At 61.7% G+C, this 15558-nt stretch carries 12 protein-coding genes; 7 read left to right on the top strand and 5 right to left on the bottom strand.

Translation table 11 applies throughout. From position 1 onward, the window contains the following. The first annotated feature begins 3 nt into the window (after positions 1 to 3). The 4 genes from AB4N80_RS04240 to AB4N80_RS04225 all read left to right on the top strand — a co-directional run bounded on the left by AB4N80_RS04240 (position 4) and on the right by AB4N80_RS04225 (position 5463). Complete coding sequence (locus AB4N80_RS04240) at positions 4 to 993, top strand: sulfate/molybdate ABC transporter ATP-binding protein (RefSeq protein ID WP_092204966.1); 990 nt, start codon at positions 4 to 6, stop codon at positions 991 to 993. A gap of 422 nt (positions 994 to 1415) precedes the next feature. Beyond that, positions 1416 to 2780: a cytochrome C gene (locus tag AB4N80_RS04235; protein ID WP_122566737.1), complete on the top strand. Its 1365-nt coding sequence runs from the start codon at positions 1416 to 1418 to the stop codon at positions 2778 to 2780. After that, a complete protein-coding gene (locus AB4N80_RS04230) occupies positions 2777 to 3289 on the top strand; it encodes a sorbitol dehydrogenase (RefSeq protein ID WP_122566736.1) in 513 nt (170 codons plus the stop codon). The genes AB4N80_RS04235 and AB4N80_RS04230 overlap by 4 nt, the downstream gene beginning before the upstream one ends. Next, positions 3286 to 5463, top strand: coding sequence for a GMC family oxidoreductase (locus AB4N80_RS04225; RefSeq protein WP_122566735.1), 2178 nt, complete (start codon positions 3286 to 3288; stop codon positions 5461 to 5463). The genes AB4N80_RS04230 and AB4N80_RS04225 overlap by 4 nt, the downstream gene beginning before the upstream one ends. Before the next feature lie 168 nt (positions 5464 to 5631). Here the strand turns inward: AB4N80_RS04225 and AB4N80_RS04220 are convergent, their stop codons facing one another. Continuing rightward, a complete protein-coding gene (locus tag AB4N80_RS04220; RefSeq protein WP_122566734.1) occupies positions 5632 to 6156 on the bottom strand; it encodes an Mpo1-like protein in 525 nt (174 codons plus the stop codon). Positions 6157 to 6243: 87 nt separating this feature from the next. Between AB4N80_RS04220 and AB4N80_RS04215 the strand changes: the two genes are divergently transcribed. Further along, positions 6244 to 6930: a Crp/Fnr family transcriptional regulator gene (locus tag AB4N80_RS04215; protein WP_122566733.1), complete on the top strand. Its 687-nt coding sequence runs from the start codon at positions 6244 to 6246 to the stop codon at positions 6928 to 6930. Between the two features lie 54 nt (positions 6931 to 6984). On the opposite strand, the gene AB4N80_RS04210 is transcribed toward AB4N80_RS04215, so the two are convergent. Continuing rightward, positions 6985 to 7989, bottom strand: coding sequence for an AraC family transcriptional regulator (locus AB4N80_RS04210; RefSeq protein ID WP_122566732.1), 1005 nt, complete (start codon positions 7987 to 7989; stop codon positions 6985 to 6987). A gap of 100 nt (positions 7990 to 8089) precedes the next feature. Here AB4N80_RS04210 and AB4N80_RS04205 point away from each other — a divergent pair, with 100 nt between their 5' ends. Beyond that, positions 8090 to 9163 (top strand): fatty acid desaturase, encoded by a 1074-nt coding sequence (locus tag AB4N80_RS04205; RefSeq protein WP_122566731.1) that lies wholly within the window; start codon positions 8090 to 8092, stop codon positions 9161 to 9163. A gap of 89 nt (positions 9164 to 9252) precedes the next feature. Here AB4N80_RS04205 and AB4N80_RS04200 read toward each other — a convergent pair whose 3' ends face one another. The 3 genes from AB4N80_RS04200 to AB4N80_RS04190 form a co-directional block, all read right to left on the bottom strand. Continuing rightward, on the bottom strand, positions 9253 to 11757 hold the full coding sequence (locus AB4N80_RS04200) for a TonB-dependent siderophore receptor (protein ID WP_122566730.1): 2505 nt from the start codon (positions 11755 to 11757) through the stop codon (positions 9253 to 9255). Positions 11758 to 11842: 85 nt separating this feature from the next. Further along, the gene (locus tag AB4N80_RS04195; protein WP_122566729.1) at positions 11843 to 12844 is read right to left on the bottom strand and encodes a FecR domain-containing protein; all 1002 of its coding nucleotides are present in this window, start codon (positions 12842 to 12844) and stop codon (positions 11843 to 11845) included. Next, entirely contained in the window at positions 12834 to 13334 is a 501-nt protein-coding gene (locus tag AB4N80_RS04190) for a sigma-70 family RNA polymerase sigma factor (protein WP_122566728.1), read from the bottom strand. The genes AB4N80_RS04195 and AB4N80_RS04190 overlap by 11 nt, the downstream gene beginning before the upstream one ends. 278 nt (positions 13335 to 13612) lie before the next feature. On the opposite strand from AB4N80_RS04190, the gene AB4N80_RS04185 reads away from it, so the two are divergent. Continuing rightward, positions 13613 to 15493, top strand: coding sequence for a methyl-accepting chemotaxis protein (locus tag AB4N80_RS04185; RefSeq protein WP_122566727.1), 1881 nt, complete (start codon positions 13613 to 13615; stop codon positions 15491 to 15493). Positions 15494 to 15558 lie beyond the last annotated feature (65 nt).

Below are 15558 nucleotides of genomic sequence, written 5' to 3'. Positions count from 1 at the left end.
GTCATGTCGATCGAAGTTCGTAACGTCAGCAAGAATTTCAACGCCTTCAGGGCCCTGGACGAGATCAGCCTGGACATCCAGAGCGGCGAGCTGGTGGCGCTGCTCGGCCCGTCGGGTTGTGGCAAGACCACCTTGCTGCGGATCATCGCCGGCCTCGAAACCCCGGACCAGGGCAGCATCGTGTTCCACGGCGAGGATGTGTCCGGCCACGACGTGCGGGATCGCAACGTCGGTTTCGTGTTCCAGCACTATGCCTTGTTCCGCCACATGACGGTGTTCGACAACGTCGCCTTTGGCTTGCGCATGAAGCCGAAGAATCAGCGTCCGAACGAAAGCCAGATCGCGACCAAGGTCCACGAACTGCTGAACATGGTGCAACTGGATTGGCTCGCCGACCGCTACCCGGAGCAACTGTCCGGCGGCCAGCGCCAGCGTATCGCCCTGGCCCGCGCCTTGGCGGTGGAGCCCAAGGTACTGCTGCTGGATGAACCCTTCGGTGCCCTCGACGCCAAGGTCCGCAAGGAACTGCGCCGCTGGCTGGCGCGGCTGCACGAGGACATCAACCTGACCTCGGTGTTCGTGACCCACGACCAGGAGGAGGCCATGGAAGTCGCCGACCGGATCGTGGTGATGAACAAGGGCGTGATCGAGCAGATCGGCTCGCCGGGAGATGTCTACGAAAACCCGGCCAGCGATTTTGTGTACCACTTCCTCGGTGACTCGAACCGCCTGCACTTGGGTGAGGACCGGCATGTGCTGTTCCGCCCTCACGAAGTGTCGCTATCGCGCTCGGAGCTGGAAGACCACCACGCCGCCGAAGTACGCGACATTCGCCCGCTCGGCGCCACCACTCGGGTGACCCTGAAGGTGGAAGGCCAGAGCGAGCTGATCGAGGCGGAAGTGGTGAAGGACCATGACAGCCTGGTGGGCCTGGCGAAGGGCGAGACGCTGTTCTTCAAGCCGAAGGTCTGGCAGAAAGTCTCAAACCTTTAAGATCAAAAGCATCGCGAGCAAGCTCGCTCCCACAGGGGAAATGGGTTGATCACAAGTCTGTCGGCAACCCCCAAAACTGTGGGAGCGGGCTTGCTCGCGAAGGCGTAGATACGTTCACCATCGATGCAATCTGGTCCACTGCTTTCGCGAGCAAGCCCGCTCCCACAAGTGGATCTGTGTCTGCCACAACCTCTGCGGTTCAACCCCAATCCACTGTGGGAGCGAGCTTGCTCGCGATGGCGCCCTCACTGACACCCCGACCCGAATCCGAATAACACCGCCCGACCTTGCTTCGATTGGTTCTACTTCAACACCTTTTCCCGTCTCAAACCCTACCTAGACTCTGACTTGCCAGGAGGCAGTAAGAGTCCAATGACGGACCGGTGTTATCTCCTGGCGCCCTGATGCCAAGGAGATAAAGCATGAGAATGGAAGTCAGTCGGCACGGCCCGTTTGGCTGTGCCTTGATAAGCGTTTTATTGAGCCCATCCGTCAGCGCCACCCCCTCGTTGTCGCCACAGATACCTTTCGATGTCACGGTTACCGGCGAACATCCCACTCTGGTCAGCCTTCAGCGCGATTTCGATGAACTGTCATGGCAGACGTTCATTGCCCTGAGCTGGCCGGCGCTGGATAACGGTGATCCAAATACCGGCACCCCCATCGGTAAGCAGGACGGCGCCACCGTGTGGGAAAGCTGGAAAGAGAGCTACCAGATTTTCCGGGCCAAGGGCCAGACGCCGTTGCCCTGGAACGCACCGGCGACTCTTCCTGAAGCGTGCAAGTCGCTCAAGCCCGGTCGCCTCTTGCAGCAAATGGGCAAGGTGCCCGATGTGCTGGATGAGTTTATCCAACCCTTCGAGAGCGGCCCGCTGGTGGACCAGAACGGTATCTACACGCGCAATGAAATCGTGGTCAACCAATCGATGTTCAACGGGATCGTCGACAACGGCCTGTACAGCATCGAAGGCCAGCAGAAATTCTTCGCCGCCAATCCGAACAACACCGTGGCGTTCAGTTGTGGTTCCACCAAGACCCAACAGGTCGGCGCGGTGATGGTGAAGGCGTCGTGGAAAGTCCTGGGCCCCAACGACAACCGCCAGGATTTCCATACTGTCGATGCGCTGGTCTACACCCCGGGCAACAACGACCCGAGCCATGGGCCAATCGTTGCGGAGTCATGCGTGTCCGAGCCCGTCGGGTTGGTGGGCTTGCACATGGTCCATAAGACCGCCAGCGCGGCGCAATGGGTCTGGTCAACCTTCGAGCATGTGAAAAACGTGCCGGAAAAAACCACGCCTGTGGCCCAGCGCACGGGGCCTTATCTGTTCTACAACGCGGCGAGCAAAAGCGACATAAACCAGCCGCCGCCTCGGCCATGGAACCCGGCAGTCAAGGCGACACCTTCACAGATCGTGCGGGAAGTGCCGCTGACCGACGCCACCAAAAACCTCAATACCACCTATCAAGCGCTGTTGCGTACGGTGAACCCGAAGAGTGTCTGGGCGAACTATCAACTGATCAGTACCCAGTGGCCGTCAGATCCGCCCAAGAACTGTCAGGTATCGGCCGCTAACCCGTTGGGCAGTCCCGCCCCCTCGTTCCTCGCCAACGCCACGCTGGAAACCTACATCCAGGGCACCGTGCCCCAGGCGTCCTCCAGTTGCATGGCGTGTCACGGCAATGCGGCGACCCATGTCACCGAATCACCGCGCACCAGCTTCGCGGATTTCACCTATTTGCTCGAACGCGCACAGTCCACCAGTGGACAAGGAGCCAAGCAATGAGCAGCAATCTGGATAATTTCGTGGGCCTGTCGTCGGCCCTGATTGGTATTTCGGCGGATCGTTTGGCACCGCAGATCGACCCGGTCGGTTTGCCGCCGATTTTTCTCGATTACGTCACTGCGCGAATCCCTTCCGCGGTGCTCAACACGCTGTTGACTCAATACGCCACGCTGGTGGCTGACCAGGTACCGCCCGACCAGATCGCCCAGCAGATACTGAAGTTCAACATGCAACCGACGATTCCGGACACCGTGCTGGCTGCGCGCTCGATCATGAAACTGTGGTTGCTGGGTGTCTGGTATCAACCGTTGGATATGGCGCCTTTCAAGAAGGGCGATTCGGCGGTGGTCTCCGATCAGGCCTACATCTACAGCTGGGCCTGGAAGATCGCCCAGGCCCACCCGATGGGCTACAGCGAATCGTTTTTTGGTTATTGGAACAGCACGCCTCCCAGTCTTGAAGATTTGACCGGCGTATCCGCCAACGGACAGCAAGGAGCGTTGTCATGAGTACCGAACAAGCCGAAGTGGTGATCGTTGGCGCGGGTTTGGCCGGTAGCATCATTGCCTATCAGTTGGGCATGGCCGGGATCGATGTGCTGGTACTCGAATCGGGGCCGGAGATACCGGTCAATCGTGCCCAGTACCTGGAGCGTTTCTATACCGCGACGCTGAAAACCCCTGAGTCCCCTTATCCCCCAAGCACGACGCTAGACCCGCACCTCAAGGGGCCGGCAGAGCTGAACGCTCCGCGCGCGACCATCGCCGATCTGCTCAATGGCAACTGGAACAACCCGGCGGTCAGCTACTTGGTCCAAAAAGGCCCGCTGCCCTTTACGAGCACTTACGAACGGGTGGGTGGCGGCACGACATGGCATTGGGTCGGAACCTGCCTGCGCATGGTCCCGAACGATTTTCGCCTGAGGTCCAAGTATGGCGTCGGGGTTGACTGGCCAATTGATTATGACGATCTGCAAAGCGCCTACTGCCGGGCGGAAGCGGAAATCGGCGTGTCGGCCAACGTCGCCGACCAGGCCTATCTGGGCATGACCTTTCCCGAGGGGTATGCGTTCCCGATGCGCAGCATTCCCTTGTCGCTGGTCGATGGCAGCTTTGTCACGGCTGTCACGGGGCAGACGTTCGATAGCTTGCCGCTGGTGGTCAGCCCGACGCCGGCCGGGCGTAACTCCCAACCTTATGCCGGTCGCCGGGTATGCGCCGGCAATACCAACTGCACGCCGATCTGCCCGATCCAGGCCAAGTACGACGCCACCGTGACCATGAACAAAGCGTTGGGCACTGGCAAGGTCCGAGTGCTTTATCGAACCGTGGCCAGCAAAGTAACCGTTGGCACTGACAGCAACATCAATGGCATCGAGTTCAAGCAATATCAATTGGAAGACGGGCCTGTCACTGGAACCGGTGTGGCAATAGGGCAACGTTATGTGATCGCGGCCCATGCCATCGAAACACCGAAACTGCTGCTGCACTCCGGCGTCGCCAACAGCAGCGGGCAAGTGGGGCGTAGCCTGGCTGACCATCCCATTTACCTGGCCTGGGGGTTAATGCCCGAGGGCAAGGCGATTTTTCCCTACCGGGGACCACTGTCGACGGCCGGCATCGAAAGTCTGCGCGATGGCGCCTTTCGCAGCGATCGTGCGGCGTGGCGTATCGAGATTGGCAACGAAGGTTGGAACTGGCCGGCCGGTGACCCCTACACCACGGTGGCCGACTTCATCGACGGTAAGAACATTGGCGGCGCCAACCCGAGCAATAAATTGCTATCCGGAACGGCGTTGGTGCAAAAGCTCAACGACGTCTTCACCCGCCAGTTCCGGATCGGTTTCCTGGTTGAGCAGGTCGAGGACGATCCCGACCACGCGGATTGCTACATCGTGCCCTCGCGCGAATACACGGACCGGCTCGGCATCCCCCGGCCAGAAATCCACTACAACCTGTCCGAGTACACCAAGAAGGGTTTCCAGCAGGCGAAAATATTGGCCACGCACATCATCAAGGACCTGCTCGGCGCCCAGGAGTTGACGGACATCATCGGACCTGGATGTTTTACGTACGACAAGGTGCCCTACAGCTTCCAAGGAGCTGGCCACCTGATGGGGACTTATCGCATGGGCGATGACCCCACCAAGTCTGTGGTGGACAAGTACCAGCGCAGCTGGGACCACAAGAATCTGTTCCTGGTGGGTGACGGCGTGTTCCCCAGCACCGGCACCTCGAACCCGAGCCTGACAATCGCCGCGTTGTCATTCCAGGCCGGGGATACACTGGCCAATGACCTTCGGGCCGTGACGATGCAGGTCCAATCCACCATCGCCTGGCAGGGCACTGGCGTGCAGGTCAACGGGTTGGTACCACGCCTGGTTCGCTACGTCAGTGGGCGATGGTGTGCCAGTCCGCAGGGCGGCAATGTCGATGGAAAGGGTGGTTCGCGGCACATCGACTACAGCAGCTATGCCTTGCCCGGTGCTGCCGAAGGCGCCTTGATCGGTCGCGTGGGCAATGGTGGCAAGCCGTTCCTGGTGGGTGATCTGGCGCAGGTTCCGGGCGACCAGCAAGGGGAGCTGCAACTGTGCATCAACGATGACCTGACCGGGCAATACGGGTCTGGCTTGAAAGATAACACCGGCGCGTTGACCATCCGGGTCGAGTTCGGTGCGCTGTAACTTGAGCGGCAAGGCCTAACTCTTGTGGGGGCGAGCTTGTGGGAGCAAGGCTTGCCCGCGATGCAAACACCTCGGTGTAGCGGATCGACCGAGGCGATGCCATCGCGGGCAAGCCTTGCTCCCACAGGTTCGCTCCTATAAGGGGGCAGGCGGGGGCATTGCGTTGTTTCAGGCCGCCGAACGCTGGTTGCGCAACGCCACCGGCCCGGCGCGCTCTTCGATGGCCCGCTTCAATTCGCCGCGAAGCCCCAGCAGGAAGCCCGCTTCCACCACCACAAACAACGGCCCGACAATCAGCCCGGTGAGGTCGTCGACGAACGCCGGCTTGCGGCCTTCGTAATAGTGGCCGACGAACTGAATCACCCAGCCCACCACGAACATCCCCAGACCACTGCCCAGCCACACCCAGGTGCTTTGTGCGGCGAGCACCTGGCCCAGCCATACCGCCAGGCCCAGCAGCACCGTCATCAGCACGCCCAGGCGCAACTCCAGGCGCAGGTAGAACCAGGCACTGGCCACCGCCACCAGCAGCGCCGGCGACACCAGCACCGCGCCCACGGGCCAGCCGGGCCGTGACAGCAGCACGGCGACGGCGACGAAGATCAGCGGAATCCCGATGAAATGACTGGCGATGTTGCGCGGGTCGCGGTGATAGGCAGCGTATTGACTGAGGTGATCGACGAGGTTTTTCATTGTTGTTCCTCCTGAGGTGATACCTGCATGATGCCCGGGTACCCCACGGCGTTCTGTCAGTTAGCCGACACTTGTCCCGGAGTTTCCATGAATTCGCATCCCTGGCACTCACATCTGATGGCCGGCCACTGGTACAGCCATCTGCCTGATGAGTTACAGAATAGTCTGCTGGACATGTCACGGGTGCGCCGTCTGCCGCCGGGCCATCGGCTGTTCCAGCGCGGCGATCCACCCTGCGGGTTGTATGCCGTACTGGAAGGCGCTGTGCGCGTCGGTGCGGTGAACGAACAGGGCAAGGAGGCGTTGCTGAGCGTGGTGGAAGCGCCCCACTGGTTCGGTGAAATCTGCCTGTTCGATGGCCAGCCGCGGACCCATGATGCGGTCGTGGTGGGTCAATGTGCGCTGCTACACGTGCCCCAGGCGCCGTTGCTGGCCTTCCTGCAAGCGCAACCGATCTACTGGCGGCATCTTGCCTTGTTGATGAGCCACAAGCTGCGCCTGACGTTCATTAACCTCGAACACCTGAGCCTGATGCCCGCCCCGGCCCGCCTGGCCCACCGCCTGCTGATGATCGCCGAAGGCTACGGCGAGATCGAACCGACCCGACGGGTCTTGCAACTGCCCCAGGAACAACTGGCGCTGATGCTCTCGCTGTCACGCCAGACCACCAACCAGATCCTCAAGGACCTGCAGGCCCAGGGCATCCTTCATCTCAGTTATGGCGAGATCGAAATCCTCGACATCGAGCGGTTGCGGGCCCTGACCACGACCTGAAATCTGTGGGAGCGAGCTTGCTCGCGATAGGGCCAGCCCAGGCACCGCAAATCCCTAGCGCAACCCATCCCGAAACTGCCCCGGCGTCATCCCGGTCCAGCGCTTGAAGGCGCGGCTGAAGCTGCTGGCATCGGCGAAGCCCAGCAGGTAGCTGACTTCGCTGAGCGAACATTGGGGATCGCGCAGGTGCAGCAGCGCGAGGTTTTCCCGACATTCGTTGAGCAGTGCGTCGAAGCGGCAGCCTTCGTCGGCCAGGTGCCGTTGCAGGCTGCGCAGGCTCAGGTGCATGGCCTGGGCGATGCGTTCGGCGCTGGGCTCGCCTTCGGGCAGTTGGGCCTCGATGGCGGCGCGGACCTTGCGCTCCCAGGTCAGCGGCTTGAGCTGGGCGAGGGTGCGTTCGAGCACGGTTTCGTTGTGTTCGGCCAGTTCCGGGTTGGCGTCGTCCAGGTGGCTGTCGAAATCGGCGAGATTGAACTCCAGGCAATCCTGGGCGGCGCCGAAATGCATCGGCGAGCGGAACACCTTGTGCCAGGGGCTGGGGTCCGCCGGCTCCGGGCGGCGTAGGTACACCGCGAGGGGGGCGTAATCACGGCCAAGGCGGTTGCGGCAGGTGCGCACGTAAATCGCCGCGAAGGCATCAATCGCTTCGAAGGCCGGGGCTGGGCGTCCTGCCGGTACATCGAGGCTGAAGCGGTAGCGGTCTTCGCCACGGCTCAATTGCAGGGTCAGTGCATCGCTGACCACCGGGTGATAACGCACGATCCGCTCGAACACTTCCCGCAGGCTGCCGCTGGCCACCAGCGCATAACCCAGTGCGTGAAACGTGGTGGGGCTGACAAAGCGCGACACCCGCAGGCCGATGGCCGGGTCGCCGCTGGCCTGCACGGCCAATGCCCACAGGCGTGTGGTGGCCGAGAGCGGGTAGCGGGCGTTCGGGTCGTCCATCCATTGCGGGTCGAGGCCGGCCTCGACGCACAGGGCATGGCTGTCCAGGCCCAGCGCATCGAGCTGTTTGCGCAGGGCGCGGGTCCAGCTGGCGAGGGAAGTCGGTTCCGTCATGACGATTGGCGCTTGTGGTCAACAGGTTGGCGTATACGGCTACCACCCTATGGGGCAACGCCCGGCAGGATGAGCACATCTCTAACAGAGGATGTAAGCCATGCACGGCACTTGCGCAAGCCCCGAGCGATTGAATGCACAGCAACGAGCGGCCCATATTCGCCAGGTGGTCTTGGCCCGGGGCGAGGAGTTGCGCCAGCGTTATCCGATCCTGCGCCACCAGGATGCGTTAGGCGCGGGCATCCTGGCGTTTGCCCTGGCCGGGATGATCGGTTCGGCGCTGCTCTACATCAACGGTGACCTGGCCGGGTGGGCGTGCCTGTTGCTCAACGCGTTTTTCGCGTCGCTGACCCATGAGCTGGAGCACGACCTGATCCACAGCATGTACTTCCGTAAGCAACGCTTGCCCCACAACCTGATGATGGGTTTGGTCTGGCTGGCGCGGCCGAGCACAATCAACCCGTGGATCCGCCGTCACCTGCACCTCAACCATCACAAGGTGTCTGGCAGCGAGGCCGACATGGAGGAGCGGGCCATCACCAACGGCGAACCCTGGGGGCTGGCGCGCTTGCTGATGGTCGGTGATAACGTGATGTCGGCCTTCATCCGCCTGCTACGGGCCAAGACCTGGGCGCACAAGCGCAGCATTCTCAAGCGTACGCTGAAGGTTTATTTCCCCCTGGCGTTGTTGCACTGGGGCGCCTGGTATGTGTTCCTAGGTTTCCACGGGGCCAATGGTGTTGCCAGTCTGCTGGGGACTTCAATTGACTGGTCGGCCACCACGCTGGCGACGATGCAGGTGATCGACATCGCGGCGGTGGTGATCATCGGGCCGAACGTGTTGCGCACCTTTTGCCTGCATTTCGTCAGCTCGAACATGCATTACTACGGCGACATCGAGCCGGGCAACGTCATCCAGCAAACCCAGGTGCTTAACCCGTGGTGGTTGTGGCCGTTGCAGGCGTTCTGCTTCAACTTCGGCAGCAGCCACGGCATTCATCATTTCGTGGTGAAGGAGCCGTTCTACATTCGCCAACTGACGGTGCCGGTGGCCCATGAGGTGATGCGGGAAATGGGCGTGCGGTTCAATGATTTTGGCACGTTCAGGCGGGCGAATCGGTTTGTGCGGGAAGAGAGTGTGGTGCGGGAGGAAGGGGATGCACTGCGGGTTTGATCGATACAGGTTCTAGCAGTGAAACGCGAAACTTGTGGCGAGGGAGCAAGCTCCCTCGCCACAGAGAATGAGTCAATGACAGGGACAGGTCAGAACTGGTAACTCACCGTCGCCGCCACATTGCGCTCTTCACCCATGTAGCAATAGCTCAGGCTGGCGCACGAGGCGACGTAGGTTTCGTTCGTCAGGTTGTTCGCGTTCAGGCGCACGTCCACGCCCTTCAAGCCGACCTTGCCCAGGTCATACCCCACCGAAGCATCGAACAACGTGTAGGAGGGCACTTTCATGGAGTTCTCCGCATCGGCCCAACTGTAGCCGACATAACGCACGCCGCCGCCCAGGCGCAGGCCGTCGAGGGCGCCGCTGTCGAACTTGTAGTCAGCCCAGACCGAGGCCATGTGGCGTGGGGCCTGGGTCGGTGAGTTGCCCTTGTTTTCGATGATGTCGGTGGGCGTGCTGAGAGTGCTGACCATCGATTTCGAATATTCGATGTCGGTGAAGGTGTAGCTGCCCAGCACTTTGAATTGTTCGGTCAACTGCAGGTGGGCTTCCAGTTCCAAGCCTTGGGAGCGCACGGCACCGACGGCGCGGTAGAAGTTTTCCTGGGGCAGCTTGGTCGCCAGGTTTTCCTGGTCGATGCGGAACAGCGAGGCGGTGTACAAATCATCCGTGCCCGGTGGCTGGTACTTCAGGCCCAGCTCCCATTGCTTGCCATCGGTAGGCGGCAGCGGGTTGCCGGCGCTGTCGGCATAGGAGTTCGGGTTGAACGACTCGGAGTAGCTGATGTACGGCGCCAGCCCGTTATCGAACAGGTACAGCGCGCCGGCACGGCCGGTGAGCTTGGTGCGTTTGTCGTTGATCTCGGTGCCTTGCGGGCGACCGAATTCGGCGATGCGGTTTTCATCCGAGGTTTGCACCCAGTCCTGGCGCAGGCCGAGGGAGAAACGCCACTTGTCCATTTCGATCAGGTCTTGCAGGTAGACGCCGGTCTGCTCCAGGCGTCGCAGGTAGCTTGTGTCATAGCGACCAGTGATAGCCGAGTTGCCATAGACCGGGTCGAAGGCGTTGATCGGCGCCAGGCTGCCGCTGGTCCAGTCGACCACGGTTTTGCGCCGCTGGTAGTCGGCGCCCATCAGGACGGTGTGCTTGGTCGCGCCGGTGAAGAATTCGGCTTGCAGCATGTTGTCGACGATGAAGGAATGGAGCTTTTCCTCGGCGCCGGTGTAGTAGCGGTTCAGCTCGTTGCTGGTGGGTGTGGTCCAGTCATAGGCATAGACCTGATCGTTGCTGACCTTGGAGTCCAGGTAACGGAAGTTCTGCCGGGCGGTGAAGACGTCGTTGAAACGGTGTTCGAACTGGTAGCCGAACGACTGCTGGTCGCGTTCATAACCGTCGACGCCAGGCTCGCCTTCGAAAAAGTGCTCGGAAATTCGTCGGCCGTTGCGCTGGTGCAAGGTGCCGGCGGCCGGCATGCCGCCGTGGTAGCCGCCGTCGGGGTCATGCTGCAGGTAGGCCTGGAGCGTCAGCGAGGTGTCTTCGCTGAGGTCGATGTTCACCGTGGGCGCGAGGGCGAAGCGCTTTTCCTTGTTGTGGTCGAACTGGGTGTCGGAGCTGTCCGCCAGGCCGATCAGGCGATAGGTGATGCGTTTGTCGTCATCCACCGGGCCGCTGAAGTCGAAGCCCATGCCGCGTTGGCCTTGGGTACCGACCGTGGCCTGGATCTGATGATAGGCCTCGTACAGCGGCTTCTTGCTGGTTAGCGCCACCAGGCCGCCGGGCGAGCTGCGACCGTAGAGCACCGAGGACGGGCCCTTGAGGATATCGACCCGCTCCAGGAAATACGGATCGACCTGCATGGAGCTGTAGGTGCCGCTGTCGCCCATGGACTTGAGGCCGTCGAGGTAGATGTTATCCACCGAGCCGTCGTTGAAACCGCGCATCGCCACGTAGTCGTAGCGGTGGGTGGCGCCGTAGGGGTTGGTCAGCACGCCGGGGGTGTAGCGCATGGCCTGGGACACGGTCTGCGCGCCCTGGTCGTCCATTTGTTCGCGGGTCACCACCGACACGCTCTGGGAGGTTTCGCGCAGGGCGGTACTGGTCTTGGTGGCGACCTGGCTGTGGGTGGCGTTGTAGCCTTCCATGCTGCCCAAGGCGTTACCCAGGGCGAAGCCCTTGATGTCGGTGGTCGGTAATTCCAGCGTGCTGCCAGCGGTCTCGGTGTGCAGCACGTAGCTGCTGCCATCCTGGCTGACGGCGACCATTCCCGACCCGCTGAGCAACTGGTTCAGGGCCTGGTCGGGCGAATACTCACCCTTGAGCCCCGGGGACTGGACGCCGCCGGTTTGCGCCGGCGTGCTGGCCAGGGTGATCCCGGCCTGGCGGGCGAACTGGTTCAGCACATCGCTCAATGGACCGGGGGGGATGTTGTAGCTCTGCCGGCTGGCGGTCACGACGTTTTGCGCGGCCACCGCGAGCATCGGCGCGACGCTGACCCCCAGCGCCGTGGAGAACAGCGCGGCATGAATCGCCTGGCGTAACAGGCCTGGTTGCGAAGAGAAGCCGAAGGGGTTCTTGAGAAGTACGCGCTCAGTCATTGTAGGTTCCGTTGGAGTCGCTGAAGGCAGATAAGGGTTGCTTACTGTCCTAGCCGGACGCCGGCCTGAAACCCGCCAAAAAAAATCAAGCCAGGCGTTCCACCGTGATCCACCAACGGGTTCGATAGCGCAGCTGGACCGGGAGCGTGCGGGGCAGGACGGCGAGCAATTTGTCGGTGTCCTCCAAGCGGAACACCCCCGACAAGCGCAGGTCGGCAATCGACGCCGCGCAGTGCAGATAGCCCGGGCGGTAGCGGCCTACTTCATTGAGGAAATCTTCCAGGCGCATGTTGCGGGTGACGATCAAGCCGTCGGCCCAGGCGCCTGCGTCCATGTCCAGGGGCGGCGCCAGGGTCGCTGTCGATGAGCTGACCAGGTAGCTTTGCCCGGCCTCGACCTGGATGGGCGAGCCATCGCTGTTGGGGTGCGAACGGATGACGACTCGGCCGCTGGTGACGCTCAAGCGCGTGCAGTCGCTGTGCTGGCGCACGACGAAGCGCCCCTCCAGCCCCTCGAACAGACCATGCCTGCTTTTCACCAGCAGCGGCCGCCCCGGGTCGCGGCCACAGGTGACCATGATTTCGCCGCGGGCCAGGGTAATCAGGCGCTGCCGGGGACTGAAGTCCAAGTCGGCCGCGCTGTGGGTATTGAGCTCGAGCCGCGTGCCGTCCGGCAACTGGAACCCCCGACGTTCACCGGTGGCGGTGGCGAAATCGGCATTCCACGCCTGCCAGCCCAGGTCCTTGCCCAGCCATGCCGCGCCGCCCACCACGGCAACGCCCGAGAGCAACTTCAGGGCCTGGCGACGACTGAGGCGCTGGGCACTGTTTTCCAGGGTGTCCAGGGCGATGTGGGCACCGGGCACGGCCCGCAGGTTCGAGGTCAATTCGCTGTGCAGCGATTGCACCCGTTGCCAGGCCAGTTCGTGTTCAGGGTGGGCGGCGCGCCAGGTGTCGCACTGTTGGCGCAGTGTGGGGTGGGTGGTGTGGTTGCGCAGGCGCAGCAGCCAGTTGATCGCCTGCCTGACCACCTGTTGCGACGGGCCGTTGCGGCGGCTCTGCAAGTGTTCCACCGACTCAACTTTCATAGCGCAATACATAGCAGTGATACAACGCATCGGCGACGTAGCGCTCCACCGAGCGCAACGAGATGCCCATCTGCTCGGCAATCTGCTTGTACGTCAGGCCTTCGCACTGGGCTAACAGAAAGGCCCGGCGCACTTTCGGCTTGAGGCCTTCGAGCATTCTGGCAATGGCTTCGAGCAGTTCGAGGATCAACGCCTGGGCTTCGGCCCCCGGGGTTTCGGCTTCTGGCAGGTGAGCTATGGTTTGGAGGTAGGCGTGTTCGATTTCCGCTCGCCGCCAATGGTCGATCACCAGGCCTTGGGCAATGGTGCGCAAAAAGGCGCGTGGGGCCCGAAGCTCCAGGCGTTCGCTACGCTGCAACAGGCGCATGAAGGTGTCCTGGGCCAGGTCCGCCGCATCAGCGGCATTGCCCAGCCGGGTGCGCAGCCACGTATTGAGCCAGCCGTGATGCTGGCTGTAGAGCGCCTGTACTGCAAACTCGGGAGATGACATGGACGCGACGGCCTGGATGTTACAAATGATAATAGGTCGCATTGTCATCATCACCCGGGGAATTTGCAACCACCGTTCACCGCCCACTGAAGGTTCCCGCGCCCGTACTTCTACCCCCTGTCGGCCAATTCCCTGTAACCCCTCATTTTTTCCAAGCCCTTGCCGACAGAGTGATAAGCGTGCACCAAACTGGAGCATGGCAAAAAGCCTGCTCCTGTTTTTACATGAAAATATTGCAACTGGAATGCAACCCCACTCTTTGCATAAGAAGCCCATCGATGAATCTAAAGTTCAGCCACAAAATCCTTCTGGCCGCCTCTGGTGTAGTGGTCCTGGCTTTTGCCCTGTTCACGCTCTACAACGATTATTTACAGCGCAACACCATTGGCAGCAGCCTTGAGTCGTCCATCGAGCAATCCGGCGACCTGACGGCCAGCAGCATCCAGAACTGGATGAGTGGGCGGATACTGGTGTTGGAAAACCTGGCGCAAAACATCGCGCATCAGGGTGCAGCTGCCGATCTGCCGGGGCTGGTCGATCAGCCGGCGCTGACGTCGAACTTCCAGTTCACTTATGTGGGCCAGGCCAACGGTGTCTTCACCCAACGCCCTGACGCCAAAATGCCTGACGGCTACGACCCGCGTCAGCGCCCCTGGTACAAACAGGCGGTGACCGCCGATAAAACCATGCTGACTCCGCCTTACCTCGCGGCGGTGGGTGGCCTGGTGGTGACCGTTGCCCTGCCGGTGAAGCACAACGGCGAACTGCTCGGCGTGGTGGGCGGCGACCTGAGCCTGGAAACCCTGGTGAAAATCATCAACTCCGTGGACTTCGGTGGTATCGGCCATGCGTTTCTGGTCAGCGGCGACGGTCAGGTGATCGTCAGCCCGGATAAAGACCACGTGATGAAGAACCTCAAGGACATCTACCCCGGCACCCCGGTGCGCATTGGCAAGGGGATCCAGGAGGTTGAGCTGAACGGGCAGGATCGTATTCTTTCGTTCACCCCGGTTACCGGCCTGCCGAACGCCGAGTGGTACATCGGTCTGTCGATCGACAAGGCAAAAGCCTACGCGCCGCTGAGCCAGTTCCGTACGTCTGCGCTGATTGCGATGTTCGTCGCGGTGGCGGCCATTGCCTTGCTGCTGAGCATGCTGATCCAGGTGTTGATGCGTCCATTGACCACCATGGGCCGCGCCATGCAGGACATCGCCCAGGGCGAAGGTGACCTGACCCGGCGCCTGGTCGTACAGGGCAAGGACGAATTCGCCGTGTTGGGCGGTTCGTTCAACCAGTTCGTAGAGCGGATTCACGCGTCGATCTCGGAAGTGTCTTCCGCCACCCGCCAAGTGCATGACCTGTCGCAGCGGGTGATGACCTCGTCCAACGCTTCGCTCGTCGGCTCAGATGAACAAAGCGCCCGCACCAACAGTGTGGCCGCGGCCATCAATCAGTTGGGCGCCGCGACCCAGGAAATCGCTCGTAATGCCGCCGATGCCTCGCAACAGGCCAGCGGTGCCAGCGAACAGGCCGATGACGGTCGCCAGGTGGTGGAAAAAACCATCCAGGCCATGACCGAGTTGTCGCAGAAGATCAGCCTCTCGTGCACCCAGATCGAAACCCTGAACGCCAGCACCGACAACATCGGCCATATCCTGGACGTGATCAAAGGCATCTCCCAGCAAACCAACTTGCTGGCCCTGAACGCGGCCATCGAAGCGGCCCGTGCCGGTGAAGCCGGCCGCGGGTTTGCGGTGGTGGCCGATGAAGTGCGCAACCTGGCGCACCGCACCCAGGAGTCGGCGGAAGAAATCCACAAGATGATCACCTCGCTGCAAGTCGGCTCCCGTGAAGCGGTGACCACGATGAACGCCAGCCAGACCTCCAGCGAAGAAAGCGTGGAAGTGGCCAACCAGGCCGGCCTGCGCCTGGTCAGCGTGACGCAGCGCATCGGTGAGATCGACGGCATGAACCAGTCGGTGGCCGCGGCGACCGAAGAACAGACCGCCGTGGTCGAAACCCTCAACATGGACGTCAGCCACATCAACCTGCTGAACCAGCAAAGCGTGGCCAACCTCAATGAAACCCTGAAGGATTGCGATGCCTTGTCCCAGCAGGCCAATCGACTGAAACAACTGGTGGACAGCTTCAAGATCTGACCCCCAGTCGCAAGCCGACCCATTCCCCTGTGGCGAGGGAGCTTGCTCCCGCTCGGCTGCGCAGC

Source organism: Pseudomonas sp. H3_A02 (assembly GCF_054671965.1).
The sequence above is the reverse complement of the archived record's forward strand: the minus strand, read 5'-3'. Positions and strand labels throughout refer to the sequence as shown.

Excerpts from the sequence above, each read along its gene's own strand:
- AB4N80_RS04225 (WP_122566735.1), top strand. The coding sequence starts at position 3,286 with ATGAGTACCGAACAAGCCGAAGTGGTGATCGTTGGCGCGGGTTTGGCC.
- AB4N80_RS04200 (WP_122566730.1), bottom strand. The coding sequence starts at position 11,757 with ATGACTGAGCGCGTACTTCTCAAGAACCCCTTCGGCTTCTCTTCGCAA.
- AB4N80_RS04205 (WP_122566731.1), top strand. The coding sequence starts at position 8,090 with ATGCACGGCACTTGCGCAAGCCCCGAGCGATTGAATGCACAGCAACGA.
- AB4N80_RS04220 (WP_122566734.1), bottom strand. The coding sequence starts at position 6,156 with ATGAAAAACCTCGTCGATCACCTCAGTCAATACGCTGCCTATCACCGC.
- AB4N80_RS04215 (WP_122566733.1), top strand. The coding sequence starts at position 6,244 with ATGAATTCGCATCCCTGGCACTCACATCTGATGGCCGGCCACTGGTAC.
- AB4N80_RS04240 (WP_092204966.1), top strand. The coding sequence starts at position 4 with ATGTCGATCGAAGTTCGTAACGTCAGCAAGAATTTCAACGCCTTCAGG.
- AB4N80_RS04185 (WP_122566727.1), top strand. The coding sequence starts at position 13,613 with ATGAATCTAAAGTTCAGCCACAAAATCCTTCTGGCCGCCTCTGGTGTA.
- AB4N80_RS04190 (WP_122566728.1), bottom strand. The coding sequence starts at position 13,334 with ATGTCATCTCCCGAGTTTGCAGTACAGGCGCTCTACAGCCAGCATCAC.
- AB4N80_RS04230 (WP_122566736.1), top strand. The coding sequence starts at position 2,777 with ATGAGCAGCAATCTGGATAATTTCGTGGGCCTGTCGTCGGCCCTGATT.
- AB4N80_RS04210 (WP_122566732.1), bottom strand. The coding sequence starts at position 7,989 with ATGACGGAACCGACTTCCCTCGCCAGCTGGACCCGCGCCCTGCGCAAA.
- AB4N80_RS04195 (WP_122566729.1), bottom strand. The coding sequence starts at position 12,844 with ATGAAAGTTGAGTCGGTGGAACACTTGCAGAGCCGCCGCAACGGCCCG.
- AB4N80_RS04235 (WP_122566737.1), top strand. The coding sequence starts at position 1,416 with ATGAGAATGGAAGTCAGTCGGCACGGCCCGTTTGGCTGTGCCTTGATA.